This window comes from Pantoea sp. JGM49 (assembly GCF_018257655.1).
GTDB classification, from domain to species: domain Bacteria; phylum Pseudomonadota; class Gammaproteobacteria; order Enterobacterales; family Enterobacteriaceae; genus Pantoea; species Pantoea communis.
The window spans coordinates 537,111-553,033 of the sequence record NZ_JAERJM010000001.1 but is presented as its reverse complement, the minus strand read 5'-3'; the positions used below and the strand labels follow the sequence as shown (position 1 = coordinate 553,033).

The following is a 15,923-nucleotide window of genomic DNA, read 5'->3' as shown; positions in this document are numbered from 1 at the left end:
AACAGCGGGATAGTCAGGACAAACCGCACATTATCTTTTCAGACTACCGTATTCAGCATGATGATTCGCAGTGTATAGCCACGGCCCGAGAGCTAATCGACGATGAATAGCTTCGCACCGTACGTCGTGGAGGAACGATGTGCTTCGGCATTATCGGCAACCTGATAGCTCACGCCCGGGGTCAGGGTAAAAGTGCGGCCATCTTCCAGTTCGGTGATCATTTCGCCTTCCAGACACAGCAATATATGACCTTTGCTGCACCAGTGATCGGCAAGATAACCTGGCGAATACTCCACCATGCGCACACGAATATCGCCAAAACGCTGAGTGCGCCACAGCGCAAACCCGCTGTCGCCCGGATGTTTTTCGGTCTCGAGGGTGCTCCAGTCGGTAATGCCAAACGGTAGTTGATTGATCTGCACGACGCTATCCTTATTGAATTCGACGAGAACACAACATTACCGCCTGGCAAAAAAATAACCAGTGAATTCAACCAACTTCATGCCACATTTCGCTCATCGCCAGCTCCAGCCTTTTAAACACCCGATAACGTGCATCATGAAACGCAAAGCGTTCCGGGCGTGGCTGTAACTCGCCGGGATTAAGGCGTACTGCTTGCTGTGCCGCCATGGCCAGATCGGGCCAGACACCTACGCCGACGCCCGCACAAAGCGCAGCACCCAGCGCGCCAGTCTCTTTGCACTCAGCCACGCGAATCGGAACGCCCAACACATCAGCAAACATTTGCGGCCAGATGCAGCTGCGCGCCGCGCCACCAGAAAGGGTCGCGTGGGTAAACGAAATCCCTGCTGCGCGTAAGCGATCAATGTGTGCGCGATGGGCAAATGTCACGCCTTCAAACAGCGCAAACAGCATATCTGCGCGCGTATGCCAGCCGCTCAAGCCATAAAACCCCGCTTTTGCGGGTTCAGATTTACGACCGGAATAGAGGTAAGGATGATAGAGCGGCAACTGCGGGTTGGGTTCAACATGGGCCACGGTATCACTGCTGTGCGCCGCGCCGTTGCCAGCGCGTCCATCATCAAACTCACGCAGGAACCAGTCGAGATTGGCGGCCGAGGTGGCGCTGGCTTCAATCGCCATAAAGCGATCATTTTCAATAATTGAATTCATAAACACTGGCCGCTGGTAATCCGGTTTATCGACCACCACCTGATTGATGCTCCAGGTTCCTGCGACGATGGAAGCCTCTCCGGTTTTCACCACGCCAGAACCAATGGCGCTGGCCACCACATCAAAAATGCCGGCCACCACCGGAATACCTGACGGTAATCCGGTGAGTTGCGCGGCGCGCGCGGTCACGTGTCCGACCACCGCACAAGACTCGCGCAGAGGCGGCAGCAGATTAAGCGCCTCTTCAATGCCATACAGCGCCATCAACTCGTGGCTGTAATTGCGCTGTCGATAATCGATTAATCCGGCTCCGGCGGCATCGGAAACCTCAGCGCTGATAGCCCCGCAGAGGAAATGGGCGATGACATCTTTAGCACACAACAAATGGCCGATCTGCGCCCAGCGATCGGGCTGATGCTGTTTAATCCAGCTGATCAGCACGGGCGTGGCGGCGGGCCAGGGCTTCTGCAGCGAAAGTTGATAGATGGCTTTATCGTTACCGCTGGCTTCCAGGCCCTGCACGGTTTCGATGGCACGATGGTCGATGGATTGAATGCCGAACAACGGCTGCTGCTGCTTATCAAGTGCATACAAGCCGTTACCGTGACCCGCCGCGCCCACGGCAATAACCTCATTCGCCGCGCTGCCCGCCTGTTGCAGGCAGCGCGTGACGGCCACGCTGACCCCGTGCCAGATATCTTCTACCGGACGCTCCGCATAACCTTCTTGCGGCTGGAGGGTTTCTCCCGCACATTCGGCAACCGACAGTACGCGGCCACTGAGATCGAACAGTACCGCTTTGATCATGGTGTTTCCGGCATCTATGCCGAGAAGTTGACTCATATCCGACTCCGATTCACAGACGAAGACGGCGCAGCGCTTAAGCGCCGGTGCAGGTAAAACTCAACCCTGCTGATAAATGTCCAGGGCTTCCGCGCCGCTGGCGCCCCGGTGAATGATCGCCATCAGCGCTTTCACCACGCGAGACGGATTATCGTGTTGATACACGTTCCGGCCGTACACCATGCCGCTGGCACCTTGCGCCATTAACGCCGCGCTTTTGGCCAACACCGGTGCCAGTTCCCCTTTGCCGCCACCGCGCACCAGCGTTGGACAGCGCGCCGCTTCCACCACGCGGTGAAAATCTTCCACCTTCTCCGTGGGGTCGGCTTTGATGATGTCGGCGCCGAGTTCACGCGCCAGACGCACCAGTGGCACGATTTTCTCTACATCACCGATCGAACCGTAAGCCGCGCCTTGTCCTGCCGGCGCCATTACCAGAGGTTCGATCATCAGCGGCATCGCATAACGATCGCAAGCCTGACGCAGACGGCCGATGTTCTCCACGCACATACGGAAAATGCCGGGTTCATCGGGGATCAGATAGAGATTCACTACCACCGCAGCCGCATCCATCTGCAACGCGGCGAGGATTGGCTCATCCGGGTTGTGCAAAACCGCCCACATTTCGCGATGGCGCGCCGCGTTATAGGCGTTGCCGACATCCGTGCGCATCACCAGCGCCGGTTTTCGTCCCGCGACCTGCTGCAACAGATCGGCCTGGCCGTAATTCACCTGAATGGCATCCGGTTGCGCGGCGATCAGGTTCTCCATCACACCTTCGATGTTCTCTAATCCAATCAGAAAGTCGGGCTCATTCGCAATACCGTGGTCGATAGCCACATCAAGGCACTTACCGTGTTGAAACAGACGATTCATGCGGACTTTATTGCTGACTAACATGGCGTGTTTCCTCCTGGAAAAGAGTGGGGTTGAGATCGGTCAGGCCGTGCTGTCGCGCCAGACTGGCGCAAGTGTTTTGCAGATGGTTTTGCAGTTGAGTGACATTCCAGCCGCGCAGATCCGCCATCAGTTGAGCAATTTCTGCCACCAGTGAGGGGGTCAATTCGCCGCAAATCGCCAGCGACGTGCGGCGCACCAGCAGGTCTTCAAGTTGTTGAACCTGCTCATGCTCAATAAGGTAACGAAGTTCCAGCGCGCTATACCCCGCATGATGCTGTAGCGGCTGTTCCCCCTGTTGCTGGATCAATTGCAGGATTGGCAGGGCGCGGCTGCCATAACGGCGGACTAACTGCGATACGCGGGACAAGGGCAGTGAATGCAGATGCGCGAGTTGGGCAAGCCACGCGGTTTGCCCGGAAGGTGCAGGGAAGTCGCGTCCACCGCCGATGGGCAGATCGCCGCTCGACACACGGCGCTTTTCTCCGATCAGACGCAATACCCGATCCGCGGCCTCTTCACCAAACTGACGAAAGGTGGTCCATTTGCCGCCGACCAGGCATAGCAAGCTGTAAGCATGTGCGGCATCAGGCGGCAGCAGCACCAGCGAGTGATTGCGCGAGATTTGCCCGTTAACTTTGGCGTTGCTGGCCGGAAGCGGACGCACACCGCAAAAGGTATAGAGAATCGACGATTCCGGCACCACGACGTCAGGAAAAACAAAGCGCAGCGACTCAAGAATGTAGGCTTTTTCCTCCTCTTCACACACCACGCTATCGGGATCGTCCACGCGGATATCCGTGGAACCGAGCAGCACTTTGCCAAACCACGGAAACATAATGCAGACGCGGCCTTCCTGGTTTTCGAAATAGACCATTTCCCCATCGAGCATCTGTAACAGTTTGGGGTGATCAATGATCAAATGCGAACCCTTGGTCCCGCCAATCAGTTTGGTGAAATGTTCCGTGGGCGCCAGATGCTGATTGAGCTGATCTATCCACGCGCCGCCGGCATTCACCAATACATGCGGCTGCAGAGTAAAGTGCTCACCGCTGAGTGCATCCTGTAACGTAACGGATTCGCCATCGGCGCTCACCAGTTGCAAATAATTCAGCGCCAGTGCCTCCGGACAAGCACGCTCGGCATCTTCAATCAATTCATAACCCAGTCGTTCCGGTGCACTGATCCAGGCATCGTAGTAGCTGGCGCTGTATTTCACCCAGGGGGCAAATCCTGGCCAGCGGTCGCGCGTGGCTGCCTCACCGCGCACCTGATGTTTGGGCATCGATCCGTACTGCCTGGTGTAGACATCGTAGAGACTGAGGCCAGTTTTGATCAGCAGAGCGCCGCGGCGAGTGGGTTTGTCGCTCAGACGCAAAAAACGCCGCGTGGCATTGAGCAGTCCGCCGCCGAGGTTGTCGATCGGGACAGTGGTACGCAGCGGAAAAACATAGTGCGCCGCGTTTTTCAGTAGCCGGTCACGCTCCATCACCGACTCTTTGACCAGCGTAAACTCGCCGGTTTCCAGATAGCGCAGTCCGCCGTGGATCATACGAGAAAGCGCACCGCTGGCCGCCTGGCACCAGTCACCTTTTTCCACCAGAACCGCCGGAATACCCTGCAATGCCAGTTCGCGAAAGGTGCTGATGCCGTTGATGCCGCCACCGACAATCAGCACTGGTGTGGACGTGCGCTGTCGTAAAGCGCTGAGTCGCTGCTCGCGTGTTGCATTATTCTCCATGGATTGCTCCCCGGCTCTTGGCCATTTCGAGTACGCCTGCTGCGGTGGATTCGTCGGTGACCATGCCTTTTAGCCACTGGCCTTGCAGCGCACAGTGGATGGGATCCACTTTGTCGCGTCCGGCCACCACCGCCATAGAAAAGGGAATACGTTGTAGCTCCGATAAGGTCAGCCCAACCAGCCGCTGATTGGCGTCAAACGGCGCGGGCTGGCCTTGTGCATCGAGTAACCAGGCTAGCAGTTCGCTGCGTGCGCCACTGGTTTCGATGCTGGCGGATGCATGACGAGCTGCCAGATTCAAATCGTAGTAGCTGGAACTGTCGCTGTGAATAGAACCAAGACCGACCACTGCCAGCGTAGCGTTACGCGCTTTATCCAGCACCCGGTCTACGGCACTGATTCTCATCAACATGTCACGTTCAGCAGCAGAGTCAGTGAAGAGCGGGGCATGAATCTGCCAGGCATGGCCGCCAAGCCGAGCCGCCATTTCAGAGGCAACATGATTCACGTCGGTATAGTGCTTTCCTTGCACGCAACCCAATGCAGGCACGACCTGAACATCGTATTTGCGCGAAGGACGCAGTGCCTCCACCAGAGCGCTCACGCCTTTGCCACCGGTGATCGCAATAACGTCGCCATCTTTCAGACGTGATAGCAAATAATCCGCCGCCGCCGCGCCCACCATCTGTAAATTCTGCTCATCACTGCGCGCGACATTGGGTGCCACCACCACCTGTTGCAGTTGACCCCATTGCTGCAGATCACTTTCGAGTTGGTGGGCCGACAGCCAGGGCGATTTAATAGTGATTTCTACCATGCCGCTCTCTTTGCCCTGACGAATCAGGCGATTCACGCTGGCGACCGACAACCCGGTTTCCACCGCAATCTCCGACTGCTTTTTGCCGTCGAGGTAATACATCACCAATACCTGATAGATCTGGCGTGCACTGTGAAATGCTGGATGTTCGCTGGCGAATTCCATCGATGATGCGTCCTTATGCTGCCCGATATTTGTTCAGCAGGTGGTCAATCGACACCGCCGCCAGCAGAATTAAACCTTTGATCAAGTCCTGCCAGTAGACGGAAACATTAATCAGGATCAGTGAGCTGGTCACGATGGAGAGCAGTGCGACACCTAAAACCGCGCCCAGAATCGAGCCAGTGCCGCCTTTCAGGCTTGCGCCGCCTATCACCGCCGCCGCTATCACGTTCAGTTCCATCCCTACGCCAAAGGTCGGGGTAGCTGAGCCTAACCGCGCCATATAAATAATGCCGGCTACACCTGCTAGCGTTGAGGTGAGTACCGTGACCCACAGTTTTATGCGGTTGATGTTGATGCCGGAATAGGCCGCTGCACGCTCATTACTGCCGGTATAAAATACTTTGCGGAACAGCGTGGCTTTGCGCAGCAGGAAATCGAACAGGGCGACCAATACAAAGAACAGCAGGATGACAAACGGAATGCCCCACATGGCACCCTGGCCGATAAATTTGAAACTGACGGGAAGTGTGAACAGCGACAGCGGCGTGCCCTGGGTGATGATCATGCAAAGCCCGCGCACAATCACCATCGCTGCCAGCGAGGCAATAAAATGACTCAGGCCGATTTTGGTCACTGTTAAACCCATCAGCAAGCCTACCAGTGCGGCGGCCGCTATTCCTCCCAGGCTGGCCAGCCAGGGATCCACCCCACTGAGAAACAGTTGTCCCGCGACCACCATAGAAAGGCACACCACCGCGCCGACCGAGAGATCGAGACCGCCGACGATCAACAAGATCGTCATACCGATCACCACAATGCCTTCAATCGAAAACGACAACAGCATCGCTTTCATATTGGCCCACGTCAGGAAGTAGGGTGAGGTAAAACTCATCACGATAAAGATTAACGCGATGATCGCAATCAAGCCGATTTCCCGCTGCTTGTGCAGGCCGCCAAACAATGACAGCCGGGATTTGCCTGCTCCGGGCAAGGTCGTATTCATGGTCATAGCGCCTCCACTTCAGGGGGAATGCCAGCAGCCAGTCTCATCAGATTCTCCTCGGTCATTGCATCGCCGGTCACTTCACCGGTGATGTGACCTTCATGAATCACGATAATGCGGTCACATAAACCAATCAGCTCAGGTAACTCTGATGAAATCACCACCAGTCCGACACCGTTATGTGCTAATTGGGCGAGGATCTGGTAGATCTCTGCCTTGGCGCTGACATCGACGCCGCGCGTCGGTTCATCAAGAAAGATGATTTCGGGGTGCACCGACAGCACGCGCGCTAGCGCCACTTTCTGCTGATTGCCGCCAGAAAGCGATGACACCGGGTCGCTCAATTTGCCGCGTTTCAGTTTGACCTGATACGCCAGCGCTTCCGCTTGCGCACGCTCGCGTCTTGGGCTTAGCGTCAAACCGCGATGGCTAATCGCGCGGACATCCAGCGCCGAGATGTTCCAGTCAATTGGCATTGCTAAAAACAGCCCGGCGTCCTTACGATCTTCGGATAAATAAACCATGTGATGTTGGATACTGGCGGCGTAATTTTTCAGTGTTGCTGGCTGGCCTTTGATACGAACAGTGCCGTGAGTTACCGGCTGCAATGCGCACACGCCCTGAGCGATTTCGCTACGGCCCGCGCCCATCAAGCCACCAATGCCGAGAATTTCGCCGGGATACAGCTCGAAGTTGATATCGTAAAAACGCTGACTATCGCTAAGAGATCGTACCTCCAGCAGCGGTGCGGCACGATGAGAGGGGCGTTTATCGGGATAGAGTTGCGACAATTCGCGACCGACGAGGCGCGTAATGACTTCATCCGGTGTCATGCTGTTCAATGGCGCACTGTGCACCGTCCGGCCATCGCGCAGAATGGTGATGTGCTGACAAAGCGCAAAAATCTCGGCCATACGATGACTGATATACACCACCGTGATGCCCTGATCGCGCAGTTGACGCACGATGGTGAACAGCGTCTGCGCTTCTGGTTCCGTGAGCGCTGCAGTGGGCTCATCCAGAATCAGCAAACGACAATCCAGCGTCAGTGCTTTGGCAATCTCTACGAGTTGCTGTTGTGACAACGACAGTTCACTAACCTTTTTACTCACTGGAATCGGCGCAAGACGATTCATAACCTGCTGCGCTTTTTCCCTCAAGGTTTTATGCGGTAATAGAAAGCCGCGCTGCTGATGCGCCATCCAGATATTTTCATAGATAGTAATATCCGGGCACAACGCGATCTCCTGATGCACCAGCCCGATGCCTAACCGCTGCGCCTCACGCGGCGAGCGTATGGTTACGGATTGCCCCTCCAACACTATTTCACCGCTGTCGGGGCGCAGAATGCCATCAATGATATTCATCAGAGTAGACTTACCCGCGCCGTTTTCACCGGCCAGCGCATGAATTTCACCGGACCTTAGCGTAAGATCAACGTCCTGTAACGCCTGTACTGCGCCGAAGCGTTTGCTGATGCTGCGTAACTCAAGCAGTGCCGTCATCATCTTTCCCCTTACTCGTTGATGCCTTTGGTTCCACGACGTTTCAGGTAACGGTCCCAGCGGAAATCATCGGCATTTTCTTTAGTCACCACGGCATAACCATTGTCGAGGATTGGGAACGAGAAGGGATTCACACCGTTGCGTTTGGCATCATTCATGGGGTCAATCAATTCTGGGTGGGCGGCAAGGAACAGCGTCATAAAGCCCATGTAGCCCTGTATTCCCTGATTGGGGTTGATAGCACCAAACACCTCGCCGCTTTTGATCATATCCAGTACTTTGGCGTTGACGTCCACCGTCATCACTTTCACTTTGCCACCGTTTTCCACCACTGCCTGTGCGGCACCGATTGCGGAACTGGCTTCAGGCATGAAGATGCCTTTCAGGTTTGGATTCGCTTGTAGCATCGACAGCACGGCGTTGTAGGCTTTTGATGGATCCTGATTAGTGGCGGCGCGCGCAACCAGCTTGCTGTCAGGAAACGCGGTTTTCATCTCATTGATAAAAGCCGTAACCCGACGGTCATGATTATCCTGCCCTGGATTTTCCAGCACCGCATACTCCGCGCCTTTGCCCATGGCTTTACCGAGTTCATCGGCGGCGGCTTTACCTTCACGGAAGTTGTCTGAGGTGATGTAAGCGACACGCTTGCTGTTGGGGGAATCAGCGGCAAAGGTTACCACCGGAATGCCCATCTCTGCCGCACGATTAATTGGCTCGATAAAGGGGTCGGGATTCATCGGATGGAGGAAAATCCCGGCGGGTTTCTGCGCCAGAATCTGTTCGAAACTGGCTAACTGCTGGTTGACGTCATAAGCGGGCGTGCCACCATAAACGGTTTTGCAGCCCAGCTGATGCGCAGCTTGTTTAAACATCTCGTACACCGGAAACCAGTATTCAACACCGGTCACCATGACGTTCATGTAGTAAGTTTCGCCAGGTTTGCAACGGAACTGTGGTGATTCATCGGCGGCACGTGCGGTGCTGGAGAGTGTGCCCGCTAACGCAAGGCTGGAAAGAAGGATGGCGATTTTTTTCATGTTTTTCCCCGGAGCAGACGCTGAATTTAGAGGCTCAGCCGTGACGACTTAACGCGGAAAAACGAGCCGGGGTACGTTTTGAAAATTATTTCTGATTCGTGAAATAATTTTCATAAGCTATAAAAGCTGGCGGGGAAAAGATCAATTAATGGTTAATGAAATGTTTCTCGCTTGTGATCGCCTTCACTTTCCCGCAGATAGCAGAATATTTGGTTAGGTGAAACCGTGACGGAATTTTATAATCACGTGCTGAAATTGTGGCTTAACTGAAATAAAAGGAATTTTCATGCGCTTATCTCTTACTGCGCTAACGCTGCTGGCAAGCACCAGCGTCCTCGCACAAACCCCTTCACCTGACGCCATCATCAAACCGTTGATGCAGCAATATCAAATCCCTGGCATGGCGGTGGCTATTCTGCACGATGGCAAAACCGAGTTTTACAATTACGGTGTGGCATCCAAAGAGACTCAGCAGCCAATTACCGCGCAGACCTTGTTTGAAATCGGGTCACTCAGCAAAACCTTTACCGCTACCTTAGCGAGCTATGCGGCTCAGCAGAAAAAACTGCAGTTTAGTGACAAAGCCAGTACATGGTTGCCCGACCTAAAGGGCAGTGCGTTTGATCAGGTGTCACTGCTTAACCTTGCTACTCACACCACGGGCACGCCGCTGTTTGTGCCAGACGATGTCACCAATCAGCAGCAGTTGATGAACTGGTACAAAAACTGGCAACCGCCGGCTCAGCCGGGCACTCAGCGTGTCTACTCCAATCTGGGGATTGGTATGCTCGGCATGATTGCCGCCAAAAGCTTGCATCAGCCGTTTATCAGCGCGATGGAGCAGCAACTGTTACCCGCGATGGGCATGAAGCACACTTATATTCAGGTGCCTCAGTCAGAGATGGGCCAATATGCGCAAGGTTACAATAAACAAGACAAGCCGGTACGTGTGACGCCAGGCCCGTTGGATGCTGAATCGTATGGGTTGAAATCGACATCCGCTGATCTGATTCGCTGGCTGGCGATTCAACTTGATGAACAGAAGGTCGCGACGGAGTGGCAGCAGGCGATCGCCACCACGCATCAGGGCTACTTCAAAACCGAGGCGTTTACGCAGGCGATGATGTGGGAATACTATCCGTTGCCTGTCTCATCAAAGCAGTTGGTGGAAGGCAACAGCGGTCAGCGCATCATGAAAGGGATGTCGGCCACGTTGATCACGCCACCGCAGGCTGCGCCACAACAGGCGTGGTATAACAAAACCGGTTCGACCAATGGTTTCTCAACCTACGCGGTGTTTATTCCGTCACAGAAGATTGCGGTGATTATGCTGGCGAATAAATGGTTCCCGAATGACGATCGCGTCATCGCGACGGACAAAATCATTCAGATGTTGGCTCACTAACGGATTGTTGGGCGCGCCCCGACGCGCCCAATTAAATCGCAACTTACTTTCGTGCATCCAATGCGAGTTTGACGGCCATGCCCGCCAGCACCGTGCCCATCAGCCAGCGCTGCAAACGCTGCCAGCTGGGGCGCGTCAGTAAAAATGTCGACACCTGGCCAGCGGTAGTAATGAAAATCGCATTGACCGTCAGGCTAATCACAATTTGGGTGACGCCCAATATCAGCGACTGCATCAGCACACTACCGTGATGCGGGCTAATAAACTGCGGTAATAGCGACAGAAACATCATGGCGATTTTTGGGTTCGCGAGGTTGGTGAGGAAACCCATGGTGAACAATTTACGCGGGTTGTCGGCAGGGAGATCGCGCACGGCAAATGGCGAGCGGCCGCCAGGCTTGAGTGCCTGCCACGCAAGATACAGCAAATAGAGTGCGCCACTAAAACGCAGCGCATCATAGGCCCATGGAACGGCAAGCAACCACGCGGTGATACCCAGCGCCGCGCACAGCATATAAAACACAAAACCTAACGCCACGCCGCCGAGGGAAATATAACCCGCCCGCTTGCCCTGACACAGCGAACGCGAAACCAGGTAGATCATATTGGGGCCGGGCGTAAGCACCAATCCCAACGCCACCAATGCAAAGGCTAACCAACTCGACAGTTCTGGCATGCAACACTCCTTGCGTTATTTTCGCGATTATGGCGCGAACCAGGCATATCAGGCAACGCACGTTTTCAGACTGACAACAGGAATAAGCTGCGTTAGTTTGGCTTGGCTTATTGTATTTAAAAGGGAGATGAAAATGACCGTTCCTGTAGTGGCATTGCTAACGGCAAAACCGGGTTGCGAAGATAAAGCTGAGCAATTATTTCGTGGTGTGATTGAAGAGACGCTACGCGAAGAAGGGTGTATTACCTATCAGCTAAACATTGATAGCAAAAATCCGCGCCGCTTTGTCTGGACCGAAGAGTGGGCGAGCCAGGAATTACTGGATAAGCACCTGAATGCCCCGCATATCGTTAAATTATTCGCGGATCTTGAACCGCTGTTAGAACACGCGGAAGTGGTGGCATTACGCAAAGTCGCGGGTGGCAATGCGTGATAAAGAATAAGCAGACTTCGGTCTGCTTTTTATTTGTTGATATCCAGATGAGATTTCGCGTCAGAATATAAAGGAAACCAAAATGAGAACACAAAAGCGTTGCATGGGTTACGTCGCTATTGTGGTCGATGATTATGACCGCGCGATTGAATACTATACGCAAAAACTGGGGTTTCATTTAATCGAAGATATCCCACAGCCGGGCAAGCGCTGGGTGGTGGTCAATCCTAATCCGCAGAGCGATTGTAACTTGCTGCTGGCGCAGGCATCGAATGAGCGCCAGCAAGGGTTTATCGGTAATCAATGCGGCGGCCGGGTGTTCCTGTTTTTACAGACGGACGACTTCTGGCGTGATTACCAGCAAATGAAAGCCAATGGCGTCACTTTCTGTGAAGAACCCCGCGAAGAAGAGTATGGCACGGTTGTGGTTTTCGAGGATTTGTACGGCAACCGTTGGGATCTTTACCAGAACAAATGATCGACCGGTCTGACTCGCTTCAAAATCCAGGTTTCATACACCGGTTAAGCGGCCGATAATGGAAGCCTGAAATGACCTGGTTTCCCACTTTAAACAGGTAGATGCGGGCGGTGAAATTCTCGTCCGCCAGCGGATCAATATATTTTCCGATAACGGGATCCTGCGTATCAGGACCCGCAATACGAAAAGATTTGCGAGTGGAAACCGTTACGGAATCAGGATGGTAGTCATAATCAAGATTCACGGTGCGATCAACATTAATCCTGCTTTCAAGCCCCTGCGGCGACATAAATGCCAGATAAGCATTTAAATGACCTTCACGACTGCCGCTCAAAATATCCCAGTAGCCATGACTGACTACGGTCCGGTCAGGTTCGTCATAGATGATATAGGTCTCGGCCCGGCAATCGCCAGAAAATGGCCGTACAAAATAGGGCAGCGAAAACCAACCCAGCAACAATGCCAAGAGGCAACATGCCGCGGAAACAGCCATTCTCATGGATGGTTTCTCCCGATAACCGCAAATGTCTGGCAAGAGGTTGTCGCCAGTGCAATTTCGCCTTTGCACACAAAGAAATTAATCGCGTTGCCACGATCGGCATTAATGTAGATTTTGCTGTGCGGCGTAATAGAAACCTGCATTTTGTTAAGCCAGTAACTCACGCGTCTTGCCGAGTCATGTTTGTCATTTTCCACGTATTGCGAAAACAGAAAGCTGTGCCCATCAAGCAGAAGTGGTTCGCCATACCGCAATGGGTGGATAAGTTGTTGGCCACGAATCACAGTGCCCACGATAAAAAACAGGCAGCAAAGCAGCAGCGTAAGTACCCTGAGTTTTATCTTTGTCGGTTTATTCTTAAGCGCTGATTTCGATGTATCAGAAACAGAGATCGCTGATGTTTCTTGTTTTTGATTCAAACCATCCTGGCGTTCCGGTAACGAATAATTGTGTGAGTCTGAAACGAGAGTGATGCAACCGGGTTTTAAGCGATATCCCATGTATCCCAGTGTTTCAAGAATTTCGCCTTCTACTTCCAGTGAGGCGAGTGATTTCCGGATGCGAAAAAGGGTTTGTCGTACAGTATTATCGGAGACCACAGCACCATGGTTTCTCCAGCAAGCGTCATGTAATGCTTCTTTGGAAACGATATTACCTTCATGCTCACACAGGTACGTCAGGCATATTTTACTTTGCCTGCTAAGAATAATCTCTTTATCTTCCAGCCTGATCAGACCGGTATCGGTAAAAAAAATAATGGTCACTTCTGCCTGATCCCCACGGCGCATCTTCAACGCACACTTTTCATGCGGCTGATTATAACACGGTCTGACAAAAGGGCATGCTGATGATGACAATCAGGTAGGTAACAGCTTTGTCACAGGGTTATCTATATGATTAATATGTGAATTATCTCCATGCTGGTGACTTTTAAGTGACATTTACGGCAGTATGTTGAAAGCCTTCAATCTAGCCAATAATATCCGCATCGGATTAATCGCATGGCATCGGCTAATATCGTTCAGATGAATCTGTAATAATTGCATATTGGCGTGATCACAATTGAGGAACATCACCAATGCATAGCGCCATTAAAATAACGACAAGCAAAATCAAAAATAAAAATATCGCTATTATGACACCCAGCGCGATCACCTATTATGGTATTCGCGCCATGTTGACAACATTGAATGCTGTGACGGTGACTCACCATCCCATCCAAACCCATGATGAACAGATCAACATCATTGATAGAGATTTGGATCTGATTATTATCGATACTGAGGTTGGCAATGCAGATGTTATTTCTATGCTGATAAAATCTTACTTGCCCACAGCATTAGTGATAATTTTAACCCGCGCATCGGATATCAGGCTATTACAAAAATATAAAAAATCAGGTGTGCAAGCCATATTAAACAGGAAAAGCAATCAGCGCGAGGTTGAAGATGCGGTGACGGCAGTACTTGAACATCGAGTCTGGGGATTTGAAGTCAAACCCACTGCACCGCAAAAGGGTTCATCTCTACGACAGGTATTCTCATCAAGAATGTATGAAGAAGCGATGCTTTCACTCAGTACCACGGAAAGAACGATCATCCGCTCCATCTATCGCGGCCGTACCGTAACGGATATTGCTCTTGCCAAAGACAAAAGTATTAAAACCATTAGCAGCCAAAAACAGTCTGCAATGCGCAAACTCAATGTAAAAAATCTGGCTGAACTCCATCAGCGGTATCACGCCTGGCTGGAATAGTACCTGCCAGGCCATTTCCTTCCCACATACCACCGTCTTTTTCCTCTTGATTTCCCGACATTTTTCCTCATTTCCCGGCACCGGAGAGCCACTCCGGTGCACCTTCGGTTGGACGTTGTTCTTAATTTTTTTGTGATGGGTTTCTTAAAATCGTGCGCTGCAGTTAGGTGAAATGCCGACAGATTGTTATGAATGAAGCTAACTTAGGTTTCATTCGAAACAATCGGAGCGACAAAATGAATACATCCTTTACCTCTTTACAACAACCTGAAGATGCAAAGCAGCATATCCGCTTGATGAAACAGGTGCTCAGAGCGCAAATCGGCGATGTTGAGGGCCTGTTTGAGCAGGTCAGAAGTAAAATCCTCAGCGAAATTGCTGTAGCTCGTGAGGAAGAAGCGCGAAACGGCACGGCATGGCCACAGGTACGTTGGGATGACATCGCCGCAGGGCGCATTTCCGATGAAGTGAAGGATCGCATTCGTCGTCGCGGCTGTGTGGTGGTGAAACAGACCTTTACGCGCGAGCAGGCGTTGGGCTGGGATGCGTCGATGCTGGAATACCTTGATAAAAATGATTTCGATGAAGTCTATAAAGGGCCGGGTGACAACTTCTTTGGCAGCCTCGATGCCTCACGCCCTGAAATCTATCCGATCTACTGGAGCGAAGCACAGATGTCGGCGCGTCAGAGCGACGCCATGGCACAAACCCAATCCTTCCTGAATCGCCTGTGGACCTACGAATCCAACGGAACGCGCTGGTTTGACCCTGATGTCAGCATCATCTATCCGGATCGTATTCGCCGTCGTTTACCGGGCACCACATCAAAAGGGCTGGGCGCGCATACGGATTCCGGGGCGCTGGAACGCTGGTTACTGCCAGCTTACCAACAGGTGTTTAGCAAAATCTTTAATAATCAATTCGATCAATATAATCCCTGGGACGCGGCACATCGCACAGAAGTGAATGAATATCAGGCTGGCACCACTACCAAATGTTCAGTCTTCCGCACTTTCCAGGGGTGGACTGCGCTGTCAGACATGCAATTGGGTCAGGGCTTGCTGCATGTGGTGCCGGTTCCGGAAGCGATGGCGTATCTGTTGCTGCGTCCGCTGCTGAAAGATGTGCCAGAGGATGAACTCTGTGGTGTGGCGCCAGGCAAAGTGCTGCCCATCTCAGAGCAGTGGCATCCGGAACTCATCAAGGGACTGTGTTCCATTCCGGCAATGGAAGCGGGTGATTCTGTCTGGTGGCACTGTGATGTTATCCATTCGGTTGCACCCGTTGAGGATCAACAGGGTTGGGGCAATGTGATGTACATTCCGGCTGCACCCCTGTGCGAGAAGAATGCCGCTTACGCCACTCAGGTTGCTGAGGCGCTGGCAACCGGTGCCTCACCGGGTGATTTCCCGAAAGAGGACTATGAAGCCAGCTGGCGCGATCGGTTCACTTTGGACGCGTTAAACAGCAACGGTCGTCGCAGTCTCGGCTTAGAGTAAGTTTCTGGTAAGCTGGATAAAATTTTAATTAA

At 52.8% G+C, this 15,923-nt stretch carries 16 protein-coding genes; 5 read left to right on the top strand and 11 right to left on the bottom strand.

Going from position 1 to position 15,923, the window contains the following annotated elements; genetic code table 11:
• Positions 1-92: 92 nt before the first annotated feature.
• The 8 genes from JK231_RS02730 to JK231_RS02695 form a co-directional block, all read right to left on the bottom strand.
• A complete protein-coding gene (locus tag JK231_RS02730) occupies positions 93-422 on the bottom strand; it encodes a DHCW motif cupin fold protein (protein ID WP_058960505.1) in 330 nt (109 codons plus the stop codon).
• A gap of 67 nt (positions 423-489) precedes the next feature.
• Positions 490-1,977 carry an FGGY-family carbohydrate kinase gene (locus tag JK231_RS02725; protein ID WP_211727936.1) on the bottom strand — a complete coding sequence of 496 codons (1,488 nt, stop codon included), beginning with the start codon at positions 1,975-1,977 and terminating at the stop codon, positions 490-492.
• 60 nt (positions 1,978-2,037) lie between these two features.
• Complete coding sequence (locus tag JK231_RS02720; protein WP_211727935.1) at positions 2,038-2,877, bottom strand: aldolase; 840 nt, start codon at positions 2,875-2,877, stop codon at positions 2,038-2,040.
• Complete coding sequence (locus JK231_RS02715) at positions 2,861-4,615, bottom strand: glycerol-3-phosphate dehydrogenase/oxidase (protein ID WP_097117110.1); 1,755 nt, start codon at positions 4,613-4,615, stop codon at positions 2,861-2,863. Before JK231_RS02715 ends, JK231_RS02720 begins: the two co-directional genes overlap by 17 nt.
• A complete protein-coding gene (locus JK231_RS02710; protein ID WP_160832941.1) occupies positions 4,605-5,597 on the bottom strand; it encodes a sugar-binding transcriptional regulator in 993 nt (330 codons plus the stop codon). The genes JK231_RS02715 and JK231_RS02710 overlap by 11 nt, the downstream gene beginning before the upstream one ends.
• Before the next feature lie 13 nt (positions 5,598-5,610).
• On the bottom strand, positions 5,611-6,606 hold the full coding sequence (locus JK231_RS02705) for an ABC transporter permease (protein ID WP_097117112.1): 996 nt from the start codon (positions 6,604-6,606) through the stop codon (positions 5,611-5,613).
• A complete protein-coding gene (locus JK231_RS02700; protein ID WP_160867460.1) occupies positions 6,603-8,105 on the bottom strand; it encodes a sugar ABC transporter ATP-binding protein in 1,503 nt (500 codons plus the stop codon). The genes JK231_RS02705 and JK231_RS02700 overlap by 4 nt, the downstream gene beginning before the upstream one ends.
• Before the next feature lie 11 nt (positions 8,106-8,116).
• Entirely contained in the window at positions 8,117-9,145 is a 1,029-nt protein-coding gene (locus JK231_RS02695; RefSeq protein ID WP_034823457.1) for a substrate-binding domain-containing protein, read from the bottom strand.
• Between the two features lie 286 nt (positions 9,146-9,431).
• Here JK231_RS02695 and ampC point away from each other — a divergent pair, with 286 nt between their 5' ends.
• Positions 9,432-10,550, top strand: coding sequence for a class C beta-lactamase (ampC, locus tag JK231_RS02690; protein ID WP_211727934.1), 1,119 nt, complete (start codon positions 9,432-9,434; stop codon positions 10,548-10,550).
• A gap of 43 nt (positions 10,551-10,593) precedes the next feature.
• On the opposite strand, the gene JK231_RS02685 is transcribed toward ampC, so the two are convergent.
• Complete coding sequence (locus JK231_RS02685; RefSeq protein WP_097117115.1) at positions 10,594-11,226, bottom strand: LysE family translocator; 633 nt, start codon at positions 11,224-11,226, stop codon at positions 10,594-10,596.
• Positions 11,227-11,359: 133 nt separating this feature from the next.
• Here JK231_RS02685 and JK231_RS02680 point away from each other — a divergent pair, with 133 nt between their 5' ends.
• Both JK231_RS02680 and JK231_RS02675 read left to right on the top strand, forming a co-directional pair.
• Positions 11,360-11,659, top strand: coding sequence for a putative quinol monooxygenase (locus JK231_RS02680; RefSeq protein ID WP_038646947.1), 300 nt, complete (start codon positions 11,360-11,362; stop codon positions 11,657-11,659).
• Between the two features lie 82 nt (positions 11,660-11,741).
• Entirely contained in the window at positions 11,742-12,137 is a 396-nt protein-coding gene (locus JK231_RS02675) for a VOC family protein (RefSeq protein ID WP_211727933.1), read from the top strand.
• A gap of 19 nt (positions 12,138-12,156) precedes the next feature.
• Here the strand turns inward: JK231_RS02675 and JK231_RS02670 are convergent, their stop codons facing one another.
• Both JK231_RS02670 and JK231_RS02665 read right to left on the bottom strand, forming a co-directional pair.
• A complete protein-coding gene (locus tag JK231_RS02670) occupies positions 12,157-12,636 on the bottom strand; it encodes a hypothetical protein (protein ID WP_141399001.1) in 480 nt (159 codons plus the stop codon).
• Complete coding sequence (locus JK231_RS02665; RefSeq protein WP_097117117.1) at positions 12,633-13,424, bottom strand: helix-turn-helix domain-containing protein; 792 nt, start codon at positions 13,422-13,424, stop codon at positions 12,633-12,635. Before JK231_RS02665 ends, JK231_RS02670 begins: the two co-directional genes overlap by 4 nt.
• 290 nt (positions 13,425-13,714) lie before the next feature.
• On the opposite strand from JK231_RS02665, the gene JK231_RS02660 reads away from it, so the two are divergent.
• Complete coding sequence (locus tag JK231_RS02660; protein ID WP_160832938.1) at positions 13,715-14,392, top strand: LuxR C-terminal-related transcriptional regulator; 678 nt, start codon at positions 13,715-13,717, stop codon at positions 14,390-14,392.
• Positions 14,393-14,628: 236 nt separating this feature from the next.
• The gene (locus JK231_RS02655) at positions 14,629-15,891 is read left to right on the top strand and encodes a DUF1479 domain-containing protein (RefSeq protein WP_211727932.1); all 1,263 of its coding nucleotides are present in this window, start codon (positions 14,629-14,631) and stop codon (positions 15,889-15,891) included.
• Positions 15,892-15,923 lie beyond the last annotated feature (32 nt).

Excerpts from the sequence above, each read along its gene's own strand:
- JK231_RS02710 (WP_160832941.1), bottom strand. The coding sequence starts at position 5,597 with ATGGAATTCGCCAGCGAACATCCAGCATTTCACAGTGCACGCCAGATC.
- JK231_RS02685 (WP_097117115.1), bottom strand. The coding sequence starts at position 11,226 with ATGCCAGAACTGTCGAGTTGGTTAGCCTTTGCATTGGTGGCGTTGGGA.
- ampC (WP_211727934.1), top strand. The coding sequence starts at position 9,432 with ATGCGCTTATCTCTTACTGCGCTAACGCTGCTGGCAAGCACCAGCGTC.
- JK231_RS02660 (WP_160832938.1), top strand. The coding sequence starts at position 13,715 with ATGCATAGCGCCATTAAAATAACGACAAGCAAAATCAAAAATAAAAAT.
- JK231_RS02655 (WP_211727932.1), top strand. The coding sequence starts at position 14,629 with ATGAATACATCCTTTACCTCTTTACAACAACCTGAAGATGCAAAGCAG.
- JK231_RS02705 (WP_097117112.1), bottom strand. The coding sequence starts at position 6,606 with ATGACCATGAATACGACCTTGCCCGGAGCAGGCAAATCCCGGCTGTCA.
- JK231_RS02725 (WP_211727936.1), bottom strand. The coding sequence starts at position 1,977 with ATGAGTCAACTTCTCGGCATAGATGCCGGAAACACCATGATCAAAGCG.
- JK231_RS02680 (WP_038646947.1), top strand. The coding sequence starts at position 11,360 with ATGACCGTTCCTGTAGTGGCATTGCTAACGGCAAAACCGGGTTGCGAA.
- JK231_RS02695 (WP_034823457.1), bottom strand. The coding sequence starts at position 9,145 with ATGAAAAAAATCGCCATCCTTCTTTCCAGCCTTGCGTTAGCGGGCACA.
- JK231_RS02675 (WP_211727933.1), top strand. The coding sequence starts at position 11,742 with ATGAGAACACAAAAGCGTTGCATGGGTTACGTCGCTATTGTGGTCGAT.
- JK231_RS02715 (WP_097117110.1), bottom strand. The coding sequence starts at position 4,615 with ATGGAGAATAATGCAACACGCGAGCAGCGACTCAGCGCTTTACGACAG.
- JK231_RS02665 (WP_097117117.1), bottom strand. The coding sequence starts at position 13,424 with ATGCGCCGTGGGGATCAGGCAGAAGTGACCATTATTTTTTTTACCGAT.
- JK231_RS02720 (WP_211727935.1), bottom strand. The coding sequence starts at position 2,877 with ATGTTAGTCAGCAATAAAGTCCGCATGAATCGTCTGTTTCAACACGGT.
- JK231_RS02700 (WP_160867460.1), bottom strand. The coding sequence starts at position 8,105 with ATGACGGCACTGCTTGAGTTACGCAGCATCAGCAAACGCTTCGGCGCA.
- JK231_RS02670 (WP_141399001.1), bottom strand. The coding sequence starts at position 12,636 with ATGAGAATGGCTGTTTCCGCGGCATGTTGCCTCTTGGCATTGTTGCTG.